The organism is Pseudomonas purpurea (assembly GCF_039908635.1).
Classification (GTDB): Bacteria; Pseudomonadota; Gammaproteobacteria; order Pseudomonadales; family Pseudomonadaceae; genus Aquipseudomonas; species Aquipseudomonas purpurea.
This window is the reverse complement of the sequence record NZ_CP150918.1, coordinates 5,105,371-5,120,716: the sequence shown is the minus strand read 5'-3', so window position 1 is coordinate 5,120,716 and position 15,346 is coordinate 5,105,371. Positions and strand designations below refer to the sequence as shown.

Annotated in this window: 8 protein-coding genes; 6 read left to right on the top strand and 2 right to left on the bottom strand. The window is 59.8% G+C overall.

Translation table 11 applies throughout. From position 1 onward, the window contains the following. Positions 1-22 precede the first annotated feature (22 nt). Genes AABM54_RS22960 through AABM54_RS22940 form a run of 5 tightly spaced genes read left to right on the top strand, consistent with a single transcriptional unit; the run spans position 23 to position 9,411 of the window. Positions 23-1,735, top strand: a complete 1,713-nt coding sequence (locus AABM54_RS22960) for a DUF2138 domain-containing protein (RefSeq protein ID WP_347902239.1) — start codon at positions 23-25, stop codon at positions 1,733-1,735. Continuing rightward, complete coding sequence (locus AABM54_RS22955) at positions 1,720-2,379, top strand: DUF1175 family protein (protein WP_347906288.1); 660 nt, start codon at positions 1,720-1,722, stop codon at positions 2,377-2,379. The genes AABM54_RS22960 and AABM54_RS22955 overlap by 16 nt, the downstream gene beginning before the upstream one ends. Beyond that, entirely contained in the window at positions 2,376-6,947 is a 4,572-nt protein-coding gene (locus AABM54_RS22950) for an alpha-2-macroglobulin (protein ID WP_347902238.1), read from the top strand. Before AABM54_RS22955 ends, AABM54_RS22950 begins: the two co-directional genes overlap by 4 nt. A 1-nt stretch (position 6,948) precedes the next feature. Further along, positions 6,949-8,592, top strand: coding sequence for a DUF2300 domain-containing protein (locus tag AABM54_RS22945; RefSeq protein ID WP_347902237.1), 1,644 nt, complete (start codon positions 6,949-6,951; stop codon positions 8,590-8,592). A gap of 3 nt (positions 8,593-8,595) precedes the next feature. Further along, on the top strand, positions 8,596-9,411 hold the full coding sequence (locus AABM54_RS22940; protein WP_347902236.1) for a DUF2135 domain-containing protein: 816 nt from the start codon (positions 8,596-8,598) through the stop codon (positions 9,409-9,411). A 40-nt stretch (positions 9,412-9,451) separates the two neighbouring features. On the opposite strand, the gene AABM54_RS22935 is transcribed toward AABM54_RS22940, so the two are convergent. Next, positions 9,452-9,901, bottom strand: coding sequence for a DUF3828 domain-containing protein (locus tag AABM54_RS22935; protein ID WP_347902235.1), 450 nt, complete (start codon positions 9,899-9,901; stop codon positions 9,452-9,454). 75 nt (positions 9,902-9,976) lie between these two features. Beyond that, on the bottom strand, positions 9,977-11,170 hold the full coding sequence (locus AABM54_RS22930) for a GGDEF domain-containing protein (RefSeq protein ID WP_347902234.1): 1,194 nt from the start codon (positions 11,168-11,170) through the stop codon (positions 9,977-9,979). 785 nt (positions 11,171-11,955) lie between these two features. Between AABM54_RS22930 and AABM54_RS22925 the strand changes: the two genes are divergently transcribed. Further along, the gene (locus AABM54_RS22925) at positions 11,956-15,300 is read left to right on the top strand and encodes a DUF4011 domain-containing protein (protein ID WP_347902233.1); all 3,345 of its coding nucleotides are present in this window, start codon (positions 11,956-11,958) and stop codon (positions 15,298-15,300) included. The last annotated feature ends 46 nt before the right edge of the window (positions 15,301-15,346 follow it).

Genomic DNA, 15,346 nt, shown 5'->3' with positions numbered 1-15,346 from the left:
GATGAATTGGGTTTTGTGAATCATGAGCGAAAACATTGCTTCCCCGGACGCCGGTACACCGGCTACCACACCCTCTCGCCGTTGGCCGGCGCTGCTGATCGGGCTGTGCCTGGCGGCGGGCGCGGCGGGTGGGCTGGGGTGGTTTTTGCACACCTCCAAAGCCCCACCCGCGCAGTTGGCCGGCGACAAACTGGGCCTGAGCCGTCCCGATGGCCTGCTGGAAACCCATTCCCTGAGCCAGTTGCCCAAGGACCTGCTGGCGGTGCCGTTCCTGCGCGAAACGCTGACCGAGGATTTCGTCTTCTATTACGAAGCCCATGCCGACCGCCTCGGGCTGATCGGCAGCCTGCGCCGGATCATCTACGAGCATGACTTGAAGATGCAGGACAGCATGATTGAGGAATTGCTCGACCAGCCGGCCGATGTCGCCTTGTGGCGCGGGGCCGACGGGCGCTTGAAAGACTTCCTGCTGGTGATGGACCGTGGCGGTCTGGCCAAAGTCCTTGAGCCGCTGGCCAAGGTTGCCCTGGATGACTCGCAGTTGAGCCAGGTGGGCACCTTGACCGTGGCCGGCGACGAGGTGGCGCTGTACCAACTCAATTTCAACGCCAGCCGATCGCTGCTGTTCGCTTCCCGTGGCGACAAACTGGTGGTGCTGTCCAACCCCGGCAAGCTCTACGACTTCAGCAACGGCCCGACCGATGTGACGGGCGCGGTGTCGACCGAGGCCCTGGAAGCGCTGCTCAAGGGCGACAAACTGTTCCCCGAAGCCTTTGGCCTGACACCACGGGCACCCGAGGTCACCCAACGGATCTCGGTGAACGCCAGCGTGTTGGCCATGGGTTATCAGCGTTTCATTCCCAACTTTGCCGGCCTGCGTTTCGACATGGACGACAAGGGCTGGCACAGCTTCCTGGCGCTGGATGAGCTGGACAACCAGCCGGACTTCGACTTCAAGCCGATCTGGCAGGCCATGCCGATGGGCGCCAGCGCCTGCGTGGCGTTGCCGTTGGCGGCCGAACAGCAGAAACCCTTGCTGGTGAAGCTCGGCGCCGAAGAACCGGTGGCCCAGGCGTTGACCGAACACATGGCCGGTGCCGCAGGCCTGTGCTGGTACGCCGATTCGCGGCTGTACACACCGCTGCTGGTGGCCAGCCTCAATGACAAGAACAGCGACAAACTCGATGGCGACCTGGGCAACCTGTTCGGCTCGATGGTCGGCGCCTATGAGAGCAAGGTCGCTGAGCATGCGTTCCCGGTCGAGGAAAAACAGCAAGGCGAGGTCCACCAGTGGCAGCGCCAGGTCAGCTCCAACTTCGGGCAGTATCCGGCCAGGGAGGCGAGCGATCCGAACGCGATTACCGGCAAAAGCTTCCTGCGGGTGAGCCTGGCGCGGCACGCCTCGACGCTGCTGTTTTCGTTGGACGACAAACTGGTCGACAAAGCCCTCGGCACCCTCGACAAACGCTTCCCGCCATTGGCCGACGTACTGCCCAAGGACGTTCTGATGCCGATCTACTTCGGCCCGGACGCCATGGCGCAACTGATGCAGCAGGAAACCCTCGACAGCCTGCCGCAGGACATGGAACCCGTGTTCTTCAACGCTGCCCAGACGTACCTGATTCCGAAACTGCGCAAGCTCGGCGGTTACGGCAAATATGCCCTGACCTTGCCTGAAGGCAGCGAGCCGGACGGCCACTGGCAATGGCTGCCGCTGCAATGGAAAGCCCTGTGACAGCGTTGCTCAGAGGCCTGGGGCTGCTGGCGTTGTTGCTCGGCACGCGTTTGCACGCCGCCGAAGCACCGCCCGTGGCCGCCCTCGATGCACAACAATCCCAGGTGTTTCGTGCCTGGTTCGTGCGTATTGCCCAGGAACAACTGACCCAAGGCCCGAGCCCGCGCTGGTATCAGCAGGACTGCGCCGGGCTGGTGCGGTTCGCCGCCAACGAAGCACTGAAAACCCATGACGACAAATGGCTGCGCAGCAATGGCCTGTCCAACCGCTACCTGCCGCCCGAGCTGCAACTCAGTGACGGCCAGCGCCGCCTCGCCCAGCAATGGCAGCAGGGCGGCGGCAAGGTCGGGCCGTACGTCAACGCGATCAAACTGATCCAGTTCAACAGTCACCTGGTAGGCCGCGACCTGAATCAGGCACGCCCCGGCGACTTGATGTTCTTCGATCAGGGCGACGACCAGCACCTGATGATCTGGATGGGCCGCTACATCGCCTATCACACCGGCACCACCACTCCCACCGACAACGGCATGCGATCCGCTAGCGTGCAGCAACTCATGACATGGAAGGACACCCGATGGATACCCGACGCAGCCAACCCCAACTTCATCGGCGTCTATCGACTGAACTTCCTCTCGCAATGATCGGAGCCCGCATGCTGCGTCTGTGTTCACGTTTGCCCCTGTTGCTGGCACTGCTCGCGCCCCTGGCCACGGTCAACGCCGAGGACTCGGTGGAGCCGAGCAATTACACGCCGATGTCTGGTGAGAGCTTTTTCCTGCTGGCCGACAGCAGTTTTGCCAGCGACGAGCAGGCGCTGGTGCGACTCGAAGCGCCGGGCCGCGACTATCGGCGCTTTCGCATGGAGCCTTACGGCGGCGCGGACATTCGCGTGTACCGGATCGACAAGCCGCTGGACTTCCTCAAGCGCCAGAAAAACCTGCACCGGGTGGTCAGTGACGGCCAGTTCAAGGGCGAAGGCTTGTCGAACACCCTCGCGTACCTGTGGGATAACTGGTATCGCAAGTCCCGTCGGGTGATGCAGCGGGCGTTCTCCTACGAGTCGCGCAAGCAAGTGACCGAAGAAGTCCCGGAACTGAAAATGGGCAACGCTATCGTGGCTCCGACACCGTACGAGGCGCAGCCGCAATTTGCGCTGATCCCGGGCCTGCCGGTGGTCGGCCAGTTCCGTTATCCGCTGTGGCAAGCCAAACCGATCCAGCCACCGGCCGGGGTCAACCTGGCCGGCTCATCCAGTGAGTTCGTCAGCGTCGCACCGGGCAACGTCTACATTCCGTTGGGCAAGCTCAAACCGGGCCTGTACCTGGTGGAAGCGCTGATCGGCAAGTACCGCGCCACCACCATGGTTTTTGTTTCCAACACCGTGGCCGTGAGCAAGATTGCCGGTGACGAGTTGCTGGTCTGGGCTGCGCGCAAACACGAAGGCAGCTCGGTGCCCAAGGTCAATGTGCTGTGGACCGACGGTCTGGGCGTGATGAGCAGCGGCGCGACCGATGCCGATGGTCTGTTGCGCTTGAAACACGTGAGCCCGGAGCGTTCTTTCGTGATTGGCGAGGATGAGGAGGGCGGCGTTTTCGTCTCCGAGAACTTCTATTACGACAGCGAAATCTACGACACCAAACTCTACGCCTTCACCGACCGGCCGCTGTACCGGCCGGGCGATTGGGTGTCGCTGAAAATCGTCGGCCGCGAGTTCAAGAACGCCCGCGATTCGGTGCAGCCAGGTGCGGCGGACGTGAACGTGAGCGTGCTCGACGCCACGGGCACGGCGTTGCAGTCACTGGCGTTGAAGCTGGATTCGAAGGCTGGCACCCAAGGCCGCTTCCAGTTGCCGGACAATGCGGTCGCGGGCGGTTACGAGCTGCGTTTCAGCTACAAGGATCAGGTCTACAGCAGCGCGTTTCGCGTGGCTGAATACATCAAGCCGCATTTTGAAATATCCCTGAACCTCGCCAAACAGGACTTCCACACGGGTGAACCAGTTAAGGGCAACCTTGTGTTGCTGTACCCGGATGGCAAACCGGTGGCCGATGCACGGCTGCAACTGAGCCTGCGGGCCCAGCAACTGTCGATGGTCGACAACGAGCTGCAATACCTGGGGCAATTCCCGGTGGAATTGACCAGCGCCGAGCTGACCACCGACGCCAAGGGCAACGCGACCATCGACCTGCCGGCCGCCGAGAAGCCGAGCCGCTACATGCTCACCGTGTTCGCCAGCGATGGCGCGGCGTATCGGGTCAAGACCACCAAGGAAATCCTCATCGACCGTGGCGCCGCGAATTTCCGCCTGAGCGCGCCGCAGCGTTTCAGCGCCGTGGGTGACAAGGTCAATTTCAGCTACACCAACGAGGGCGGCAACACCCCGGCCAAGGCTGGTAAACCGGTGCGCTACAGCTGGGTGCGGCTGGAAGACCAGTCCACCGGCGAGGGCAAACTGGCCCCTGCCGACAAAGGTTTCAGCGTGGCGTTTGACCGCCCAGGCACCTACAACCTGACCATCAAGGACGAACAACAACGCGTGCTCGGCGCCACCGGGCATTCGGTCACCGGCGAAGGCGTCAAAGCCGTGCCCGGCACCGTGGAAATCGTGCTCGACAAGGCCGAGTACAAGGCCGGCGATGAAGCCTTGGCGTTGATGACCTTCCCTGAGCCGATCAACGATGCGCTGCTGTCGCTGGAGCGCGACAAGGTCGAAGCCACGGCGTTGCTGTCCAAGGGCGGCGACTGGTTGAAACTGGAAAAACTCAGCCCTACCCAATACCGCGCGCGGATTGCGGTGAAGGACAGTTTTGCGCCGAACCTGACCTTCTCGGTGCTCTACACCAAGGGTGGCGAGTACAGCTTCCAGAACGCCGGGATCAAAGTCGTCACGCCGCAAATCGACGTGGCGATTGCCACCGACAAAGACCGCTACCAGCCAGGCGAAACCGTGACCGTCGACCTGACCACCCAGTTCGTCGGCAAGCCGGTTCCGGCGCACCTGACGGTCAGCGTGGTCGACGAAATGGTCTACGCGTTGCAGCCGGAAGTGGCGCCAAGCATCGACCAGTTCTTCTATCACCCGCGCCGCAACAACGTGCGCACCAGCGCCAGCCTGTCGTTCATCAGCTACGACGTGGCGTTGCCGGGCAGCCCCGGTGCGCCGGGCAAAGCCAACCGCAGCGAACGCGGGGTGAAAGTGCTGGAGCGCCCGCGTCGCGAAGACGTCGACACGGCCGCGTGGCAGCCGGAGCTCGTCACCGACGCCAATGGCAAGACCCGTTTCACCTTCAAGATGCCGGACTCCCTGACCCGCTGGCGCATCACCGCGCGGGCGATTGCCGATGGCGGTCAGGTCGGGCAGAAGAAGCAGTTCATCCGTTCGGAAAAGCCGCTGTACCTGAAGTGGAGCGGGCCGACCCGTTTCCGCACGGGCGACAAGCCTGATCTGGGGGTGTTTGCCTTCAACCAGGCCGAGCAAGCGGTCAAGGCCGAACTGGTGATCCATTACGGCGGGCAGGAACAACGTCTGCCGCTGACGCTGAACAACGGCATCAACTACATCGCCTTGCCGGCCTTCGTGGTCGGCAATGGCGACTGGAGCGCCGAGCTGGTGCAAAACGGCAAAACCGCCGATGGCCTGGCGGTGCACCTGACGACCACCAGTGATGGCTGGCAAGTGGTGAAGACCCAGAGCGTGGACGTTGCCAGTGGCGACACACCGCTGAGCCTGCCGGCCGACGCCAGCGAGGTTCGCCTGCGTCTGGACGACAGCCCGCAAGCGCTGTTCCGTGCTTCGCTCGACGACTTGCTCGGTTACCCGTACGGCGGCGTCGAGCAAACCGCCAGCCAATTGTTGCCATTGAGCATGGCTTACCCGGTGCTGTCGGCGAACCCGCAAATCCGTGACCGCTTGCGCCTGATCATGCAGAACAGTCGCCTGCGGCTGGTGCAAATGGCCGGCCCGTCGGCAAGCTTTACCTGGTGGGGGCAGGACGGTGAGCCGGACGCGTTCCTCACTGCTTACGCCTACTACGCCGACTGGCACGCCAGTAAAGCGCTGGAACTGACCCTGCCGCCGGAGCACTGGCAACGGGTGCTGGACGTCTACGCGAAACAGGCGGGCAGCACGCCGCTGTTGCAGCGCGCACTGATTCTGTCGTTTGCCCGCCAGATGCAATTGCCGGTCAACACCTTGTTGAGCGGCCTGATGGAGGACCTGGCCAAAGCTGGCGAGGGCGCTGAGGATTTTCTCAATGAGGGGGGTGAAGACAGCCTGGTGATGGGCGCTCCCGACTCGACGTTGGGCCTGGCCAGTGCACGAGTATTGACCGCGTCCCTGGCGCGGCAGGCCAAGGTCACGCCACCGGATGCGTTCACGCAGCAGTTGGCCAATGCGCAGCAGTGGCTGGGCGTCAGCTCCGAACCGTTTGCCGAAGCCTTGAATCTGTCGATGCAGGCCTTCGATCAGGCCCATGCGCAAGCGTTGCTGCAACGTTTGTTGCCACAGCAATCGACCCTGGAACGCGCATTGGCGTTGAGCTGGCTGCAACGCAGCATCGAGCAGACACCGACACCGGTCGCGCTGACACCGGGTCAAGGCTGGAAGCAACAGCAGGGCGCCACCGGCGAAACCTTCTGGCAGTGGCAGGGTGCGCAAGCGCCGAGCGTCCTGTCGCTGAGCGGCACTCAGGAGCGCCCGGTACGTGCGGTCCTGAGTTTCCTGAGCAAACAACCGGCGTCCGGTGTGGTGCCGGCGACCATCACCCGTCGCCTGTCGCGTCTGGTGCCGGGTGACGAAGCGTTCAGCTTCAAGCTGGAGCCGGTCGGGACCAAGCCGTTGTCCAGCGACAGCCTGTACCTGGACGAAATCATCATCAATGGCAAAGGCAAGAACCCGCTGCGCTACGGCATGGTTGAAGTGCCGCTGCCACCGGGTGCGGATGTCGAGCGCACCACGTGGGGCATCAAGCTCATCGGCAAGGACGGTGACGAACCGGCACCGCTGGAAAAGGCGCGCTTCGAGCAAGGCCAGATGGCCTACGCGATTCCAGTGGACAGCCTCAGCGGCGAACTGCGGATGCGGCATCTGGTGCGCTTCTCGCAAAAAGGCCAGTTCAACCTGCCGCCAGCGCGCCTCACCCAGGTGTACGCGCCGCAGAATCAGGTTCAGGAACAGAAGCCGGCGCTTGGTCAGGTTACGGTCAAATAACATGACGTGGCGTTTGGGCTGTTTGCTGTTGTGTCTACTCCCTGCGCTGGCAACTGCGCAGGGTGAGCCGCTGCGGCTGGCCTGGAAAACCGGACAGGCCGCGGAACTGGTTCACCTGAGTAAAACCCAGGTGCTGGACCGTGAGCCGTTGCCGGCCAGCCTCCAGGCACCGTTGGGCAGTCTGTGGAAGCTGTTCGTTTACGCCTGGCTGGTCGACACGGCCAGCAATGAACCGGCCTATGACTGCCGTGGCCAGTCCCGCGAAGAAGTCTATTGCTGCACGCCGGGCGCCAGCATCGCCAGGGATCAGGCACTGGTGCGTTCCTGCGGTTTGTACTTCGACCCGCAACGGCTGCACCTGCAAGCACCGGTCTGGCGTGCTTACTGGCAGGCCCGACAGGCGCCGGCATGGTTGCAGGATCTCAGTCAGCTCCAGCCCGAAACCCGGGTGTCGGTGAGGGAACTGCTGCAATCACTCGCCACCTTACCGGCTCAGCAACAGGCACGCCGGGTGCTGCTCGACGTAGTGTTGAACGCAGCGGACGGCACAGTGGTCGGTGCGTTGGGCGGGCGTCTGCGAGTCAAAACCTGGAGCTGGCTGGCCGATCAGGATGCTCAGTCGCGTCAGGGCGGGTTTGCCGGGTGGCTGGCGGACGGCACACCGATCTGGGTTGGCGGGCGCGGCACCAGTCAGCGAGTACTGAAGGATTACGCCAACGTCTTCGCGAGTTTTCTGCCAACCACCTGGCCGACGGAGGCTGGACGCTGTGTCGAGGTCAGCCTGTTTTCGCGTTATCCGGTGCAACGGGTGACTCAGGAGGGTCGGCCAGCGGCGGCGGGGGCCTTGCAGGGGGATTACCGGGTCGAGTTCGCCAACGGCAACCAGCTCGATATCCACAGCGGCGGCGAAGTGTTTCTCCAGCAGGACGCGTCTGCGCCCCGGCTGGTCGCCCGGCTGGACCGTGAGGAGTACGTGGCGCGGGTGCTGCAACGCGAAGCCAGCAGCGAACCGGCGGAGGCCGCCAAAGCGCTGGCCGTGGCGATCCGCACCTACTTGTTACAGAACGCCGGGCGCAGTGGCGAGTGCCTGAGCATCGACGACAGCAGCAGCCGTCAACGGGTGGCGCCACGTCCGGCCACCGCCGAGTCGCGCAGTATTGCCGCCTGGACCAGCGACATTGTGCTGGCCGGGACTCCGGTCACCTATCACTCCGATCAGGCTGCACCGGACAAATTGTCCTGGCAGCAAGCCGTCGAGCAGGCCAATGCCGGGCAACGTTACGACGCCATTCTGCTGCACGCTTATCCGCGTGCCAGCCTGAGCCGTTGGGACAACCCGGTCGCGTCCTGCGAGCCGTTGCCCGCCGCGCAGGAGTGGCTGCAAAACCAGCGTCGCCGTTGGCGCCAACCGCTGGAAAGCGAAGTCGGCTACAACGAAGTCAGCCAGTTCGCGGTCTGTCGCCTGGGCTTCGGTCGACCTTATGTCGACCGCGAGCGTCAGCGCATCTACGTGCGTGGCGTGCTCTCGCTGCAAGACCGCCTCGACCTGACGCATGAATACCTGCACCTGGCCTTTGAAGCCCATCCCAACGGCCAGGATGAAACCTACATCGAAGGGCTTGCCCGTCACCTTTTACTGGAATAGGCCATGAAACTCCGTTATCCACAGGTCATCCTGTTCCTCTGCGGCGCACTGTCATTGCCCAGCGTGATCGCCGACAGCAACATCCAGCTCGATACCCCCAAGGGCGGCTGGCGCAGCGGCGCCGTCGAGGGCGATGACGAGTATTTCCAGCAGACCGTCAACTACCCGGCTTCCTCGGTCAACACGCGGCCAGGCCAAGCGAACACGGCAAGAATCATGGGCGAGATCAAAGGCGCGCCCAAAAACGCCAATGAGCCGGGCAAACTCGTCGTCAACGGCGTCAGCATGCCACTGAAGATCGACGCCAGCGGTCGCTTCGACCGTCCGTTTTCCTTCCCCAACGGCAGCAACAGCGTGGAAGTGCGCAGCGCCGACGGCCAGCAACGCAAACGCGTGCAGTTCCTCAACAGCAGCGGTGGCGCGACCCCGGCCAAGTTGCGGGTGCTGTTGTCCTGGGACAGCGACAACACCGACCTCGACCTGCACCTGGTCACGCCCGACGGCGCCCACATCTGGTACGGCGACCGCTCGGCAGCCAACGGCGCGGCGCTGGACGTTGACGTCACCACCGGCTACGGCCCGGAAATCTTCGCCATGCCGGCGCCGATCAAAGGCCAGTACCTGATTTACGTGAACTACTTCGGCGGTGGTTACCGCAGCGACGAGGAAGGTCAGGAAGATGCGGTGCAGCCGCTGACCACGGCGCAAATCACCCTCATCACCGAAGAGGGCACGCCGAACGAGAAAATGGAGTCGTTTCTGGTGCCGATGCGCGCGGTAGGCGAGCTAACGCTGGTCAAGGCGTTCAGCTATCCGTAACGAGCCGAGGCTCCCTGCTCAAGGGTGGGGAGCCGATTGATCAGTTGTTTTGGTCGGCGGGGGCTTGAACGTCGTCGATCTTCCAGCAGGTCTTGTCCTTCACCAGCCGCACCTCCAGCCGCAGCGTCGTCTCGGGTGTGTTGCCCAGCGTCACACGTTCCTTGGCCGAGGCGCCCTGTATGGCCGGCTCGCTGACCGCGATGTGGGAAACCCATTCGTCCATGTAATCCTGAGCCTTGATGAAATAGTCCTCATCAAGCCCATCCGGGCTGGCCATCTGCTTGTTGATCGAACGGATCAACGCCTCCGACACGTACTGCTTCATCTGAGGAACGTCATCGGTCAGCGGATTCTTGTCCTGGCTGACACTCATGAGATACCAGGTGTAAAACGCTTCCGTCGCCTGCCTGGGCGAACTGGCGCACTCGGCCAATGCCAACGAAGTGTGCAAAGAGGCGACGGCCAGCAGCGGCAACAGCAGTTTTTTCATGGTTGTGTCCCTACAGATGAAAGTTGAGTTGGCACTTTACCTGTCGCGGTTGGGCGTGAGGTGATACCGGCGTCATCATCCAGCGCTAACGCCCATTGCTGGCCCAGGAAATCGACTCACTCTGGGTAGCGTCTCGACACGGTTGCGGCCGTTATCCTTGGCGTCGTACAGCGCTTCATCGGCCTGCGAGAGCAGGTGAGAAAGCTCGTAACCCGATTCGTGGGTGGTCACGACACCGATGCTGACGCTGAGCAGTCCCGGTTCCAGCAGGGGCAGCTGCGCAAACGCCTGGCGAATACGCTCGGCCACTTCTACGGCGGTATGTTCATCTGCGTTCATCAGCAGACAGGCAAACTCTTCGCCGCCTATGCGCCCCAGCAGATCCTGCGGACGCAAACTGTCCACCACGACTTGGCTGAAGGCGATCAGGGCCTGGTCCCCCATTTGATGACCGAAGGTATCGTTCAGGCGCTTGAAGTGATCCAGATCGCACAACAAAAGGGCGACGGGTTCGCCCCGGCGTTTGCCATCAACCAGCATCTGCTCCCCGTGAAACATGAAGGCGCGACGGTTGCCAATGCCTGTCAGCGGGTCGCAAAAGGCTGCGGCCTTGAACTTGAGTTCGGCCCGCTCCTTGACCATTGCCAACGTCACATAGGCGATCCCGATGACGTACAGCATGGACTCGAACAGCATGAAGGAGAAAAAACACACACCCGGACCGCTTCCCTGCAGCGCTTCATCCATGGAAAAGCCCTGATCGCTGATACTTCGTGCTCCATAGAAGCCGGTATGCAACAAGGTCAGTATCAATGCCGGCATGTAAGCAACTTCGAGGTGATTGCGACTACGCCAAAACTCCAGAGCGGTCAGCAGCCCATAGCCGAGGGCTAGCACGGAGTACACGGATACTCGCGCCGGTGTCGATTCATGGAAAGCCGGAATCAGGCACAAAACCAACCAAATGCCTGCACCTGCGAAGATACCCGGTACAGAGGGTGAACGGCCGACGAATACGCGCATGGCGGTCCAGTTCATCGCGGCACTCAGTAACAGGACAACGTTGGCGAGTACCACCGGGATGACGTCGTACACCTTGCCACGCAAGCCGATGAGTACCACGCCCAGCGCGGCAAGCAACATCATGGCGCCCAAATAGGCTAACGATCGTTCACGTGTTTCGCGAAGCCAGGCGTGTCCGGTCAACAAGCCCATCAGACAAAAGACGAAGACCGAGACTATCAGCAGGGTCGTGATGTGAAGCACCATTTCCTTGGCTCCCGTTGAGCGCAATACCGGCACCTGTCCAGAGAAAAGAGTCCGGATAAAGGATGAGGCCTTTATAAGGGGCTGGATTTAGCACTTAAGCGAGATGACTGGCAAGCTCTCGACCAAGGCGAGCAGTGGTTTGGACCGGCATCAAGCGTTGCTAGCCTGCTTCCCCGCCTTCGAGGCGCTCGCGCCGCAGGGTTTTACAGAACATGAAGATCAGTCATTTGAAGCTTTGCTTTGGCTTCTTCATATATCAACTCAAGGGAAAGAGTCAGGTCGCTCATTCCTTCTTCCTCTGTCCACAGTGGAACGTGGAGCGCTATGCCAGAGCCATCCTTGTACTCATAAGTATCTATCTTCTCTACGAAAGAAGCTGGAGGTAATACCAATGTATTGCCGTACTCAGAGATTCTTGCCTCAATATCCGGTTTGTTGAGTCTGCCATACCAGTTTTTGGCGGAGATTTTACTGTTGGAAATGAAGAATCAACCTGAGCTGGAGTTTTTCAATAGTGTAGGTGGATTTGCTGACCAATCGTCGAGTAGGCGGGGATTTGTGCAGCGTCAAGGCACTTTGCCTTTACCTTGCTCTGTGTGCTGGATATTGTGACATCCATCAAACTCCAGGCAGGCCGCTGTTTCCCAAGGATGGCATCTCGAGCGCACCGAAAAATCGGCAGCGCCCCTACAAAGCCTATCTTGTTATCGCGGCCAGCCGAAGCTGAGCATCGGTTTACCGTGCCCAGACAAAACTCATTAGGCAGTTGCCCCAAAAAATTAGCGGTGATCGACGTGAACTCAGGCCCTGAAGCATTGGCTATCCAGCGGTATGAACTTGTTCTGCAATGGATACTGGAACTGGTCCCCGCAGACGGGACGGCCGTTGGCAACAAGTCACTCAGGGACCGGATCGATCGGCGAGCTGAGCTTCAGAATTTCGCCGTCTCTGAGGAAGAGTACTGGCGCCTTCGCGACGAGCTCATTACCCAGGGACTGCTCAATAAAGGCGGCGGCCGGGGAGGGTCGGTTTACCGGTTCGATACCGAGTCCAAGGGACGTTCAAAGTCCATTGAAACAGCGCCTCTTATCGATTGGGATGACCTTGATACCCCCCCAAGCGAGATACCGGAAAGCCTAGAGAAGCTGAGAAGTAGGCTTCTCGACCTCAGCGCCCGCAATCGGCTGCTGAACTTTTCACATGCGCGCTCCAAACGTTTCGTACGGATTATTGATGAGTTGCCGGATCACCTGTTCAATACCTTGGCAGATGAAAAATCCATGCGATTTGCTGCTGTTCCTGAACCAACGGAAAGGCAGCTCCTTACCCACGGCTTTTTGAAACTGGACGAAAAAACAGGCGCAGTTGTTGAGTTAAAGAAACAGCCTACGGCAGAAGTCTGGGCGCAGATCCTTGGTATAGCGACCAGCTATGAGCTACCACTGCCCCCTGAAAGCGGGCAAATAGGTAAGCATTCAGACGACGCGATTCAGACGCTCTATTACCCCGTGGAGATGGAGTCGCGGCTACAGATTCTGTATACCCAGTCGCGATCGGCTCTCGAGGAAACGGGCGCGAACATTCTTTATCTTGCGCTCGGGTTCCTGGAGTGGAGTGACTCAGTCGCAGGTAAAGACAGCACCCGCCTAGCGCCGCTGATGTTGGTGCCAGTGAACCTGGAGAAAGGCAAACTCAATCCTCAAACCGCGACGTTCGAATACCGCGTACATCCTACTGGCGAAGACATTCTTACCAACCTTTCATTACGGGAAAAGCTTCGCGTCGATTTTGGTATCGCGCTACCGCGGATAACCGACGACAGCACGCCCGAGGAATACTTCGAGCGCATTGTTGAAACGGTGCTGAAGGTTAAACCTGACTGGAAGGTTCATCGTTACGCATCGCTTGGCTTGTTCGAGTTTGGCAAGTTGATGATGTATCTCGACCTTGATCCAGGTCGTTGGAAAGACCAATCGTTGCTGGATCATGGCCTGGTTAAGCGGCTAACAGGGATGGACGGTTTACCGGCCGATTCGACAGGAAAGCAAGGCGCATTTTGCGTCGAGCATTCAATAGACGACATTGAGCAGATTCACCTGCAGTTTCCTCTAATTGATGACGCTGACAGCTCTCAGCACAGCGCATTGATAGACGTGATTCGCGGGGATGATCTTGTGATCGAGGGGCCACCCGGTACAGGGAAGTCTCAGACCATCACCAACATGATTGCTGCGGCACTGGCCCAAGGCAAAAAAGTGTTGTTCGTTGCGGAGAAGCGCGCAGCGCTTGAGGTGGTCAAAACCCGTCTGACAAGGGCAGGGTTAGGCGATTTTTGTCTGGAGCTGCATAGTCATAAGAGTCAAAAGAGCGCTGTTATCGATAGCATCCGGCAACGTATTCAGAACAGCGGTGGCTTTCGCTCGCCCAAGCAACTGGCGGATCTGATTGCCAACTATGAGCGATTGAAGCAGCAGCTCAACAAGCACGTACATCATCTCCATGCTCAGTTCGAAGAGTCGGGGATGAGTGTTCATGAGGTGCTAATGCAGGCAACGCGTTTGCGTGAGGCGTTGTCGATTAAACCTTCCGACCTGCACCCGGAGTCGGAGGCGCGAATCGATAAAATGCATTTGCGAGAGCAGGCCGGCTTTTATGCACACATCTATCGCAAGACAGCTGAGGAAGCTGGCCACGCGGGCAAACTTGAAACGCACCCGTGGTTTGGCAGCACAAAAACGCGTGTGACTGGTGCTGAGCGCTCTGTACTTCTAGAAAATCTCTCCCTGGCTCAGCAGGCGCTGAGTCGTCTAGCGACTCTTCGTCCTCAATTAGCAGAACAGCTACAGGTAGCTGTGCTGGAAACCTACAGCCCAGATCAGTTGCGAGATTTAGCCGCTTCAATTCCGGTTCTTACATTACCTAAAGGTGATGAGGATTGGGATCTGTTAGGACGACTGGATATCGAGTCCTGCGAGGCATTGAAGCTTTGGCTGCAAGGTATGGACTCCTTGTTGGACGAGCAGGGTGTACTAGCTCGATCATTGCGCGCTGATGTTATTGGCTCTGGGCAAGCGATAGCTGCTATCAAAAAAGCCTGCGCGGCCATACGTCTGCATAACGGTGATGAGACCCTGTCACTTAATGTCTTGCTGGATGTGATCGAAGAGGCTGAGGAGTTACTGGAGCTGGCTCCACGCGTTCAAAGGCTGATTCAGTTGTTGGCGGAAGGGGCTGCGGTTCAAGGCTTGCGAAGCGATTTTATCGGCATTGAACAAGTGGTGCTCTTTCTACAAATGCTCGCGGCGATGCCCGAGGATTTGGCACCTCTTCGCCATAAACGCTTCGAAGACGAGACCTTGGACGGGTTGCTCGTAGAGTTGGACAGTGACATCCCGGTCATCAAGCAGTTGCAGGAGCAGGCTGCGAGTCATTTCACGCTGGAACGATTGCCTGGTCATACGCGACTGGAAGATTTGAGTCGGGTTCTGGCAGATAAATCACTTTTCCGCTGGTTCAAGGGGCAATGGCGCTCTGCTAAAGCCGAAATCTTGGCCATGGCGCGACCAGGGCTCAAGCTGAACCAGCTTCTGGTGGTCTTGCCTGATGTCATTGCCTATTTGAAAAAGCACAGTCAACTGAATGAAAACAAAGCGTTCACCGAAAATCTGGGTGAGCATTTCCAAGGACTTGATACTCCGATCGACGCACTCAAGCGCTTGCGGGGTTGGTACAAGCTCTTGCGGGCTGAATGCGGACGTGGATTCGGTGCAAAGGTATGGGTTGCGGAGTACCTGCTTAAGGTCGAAGGGGAACTACTGGCCGGTGTTTCCGGCGATAGCGCGGAACTCGAAACCTACCTGATGGATGTTCTAAATCATCGGCTGGACCTGGAAGAGCTGTTGCCTTTTGACAGTCATGATTTGCGTTCGGAGGATTTGCTCGCTCCACAGGGACTGTATGTTCGCCTTATCAAGGATATCGGAACCCCTCTACGCTCTTTATTACCCGTAGTCAGCGAAGAGAAGCCCACAATGGGGCAACTGCTGCAGTTGATTCAGGCCGTGGAAAGTTGGCAGGGCCCCGCTCGGCGGCACTGCAAAGCGACGCAGTGCTACAAACCTGCTTGCTAGGTGAAGAGCTCCCTCGGGTAGACAACCTTTCAGCGGCTCGACCTCG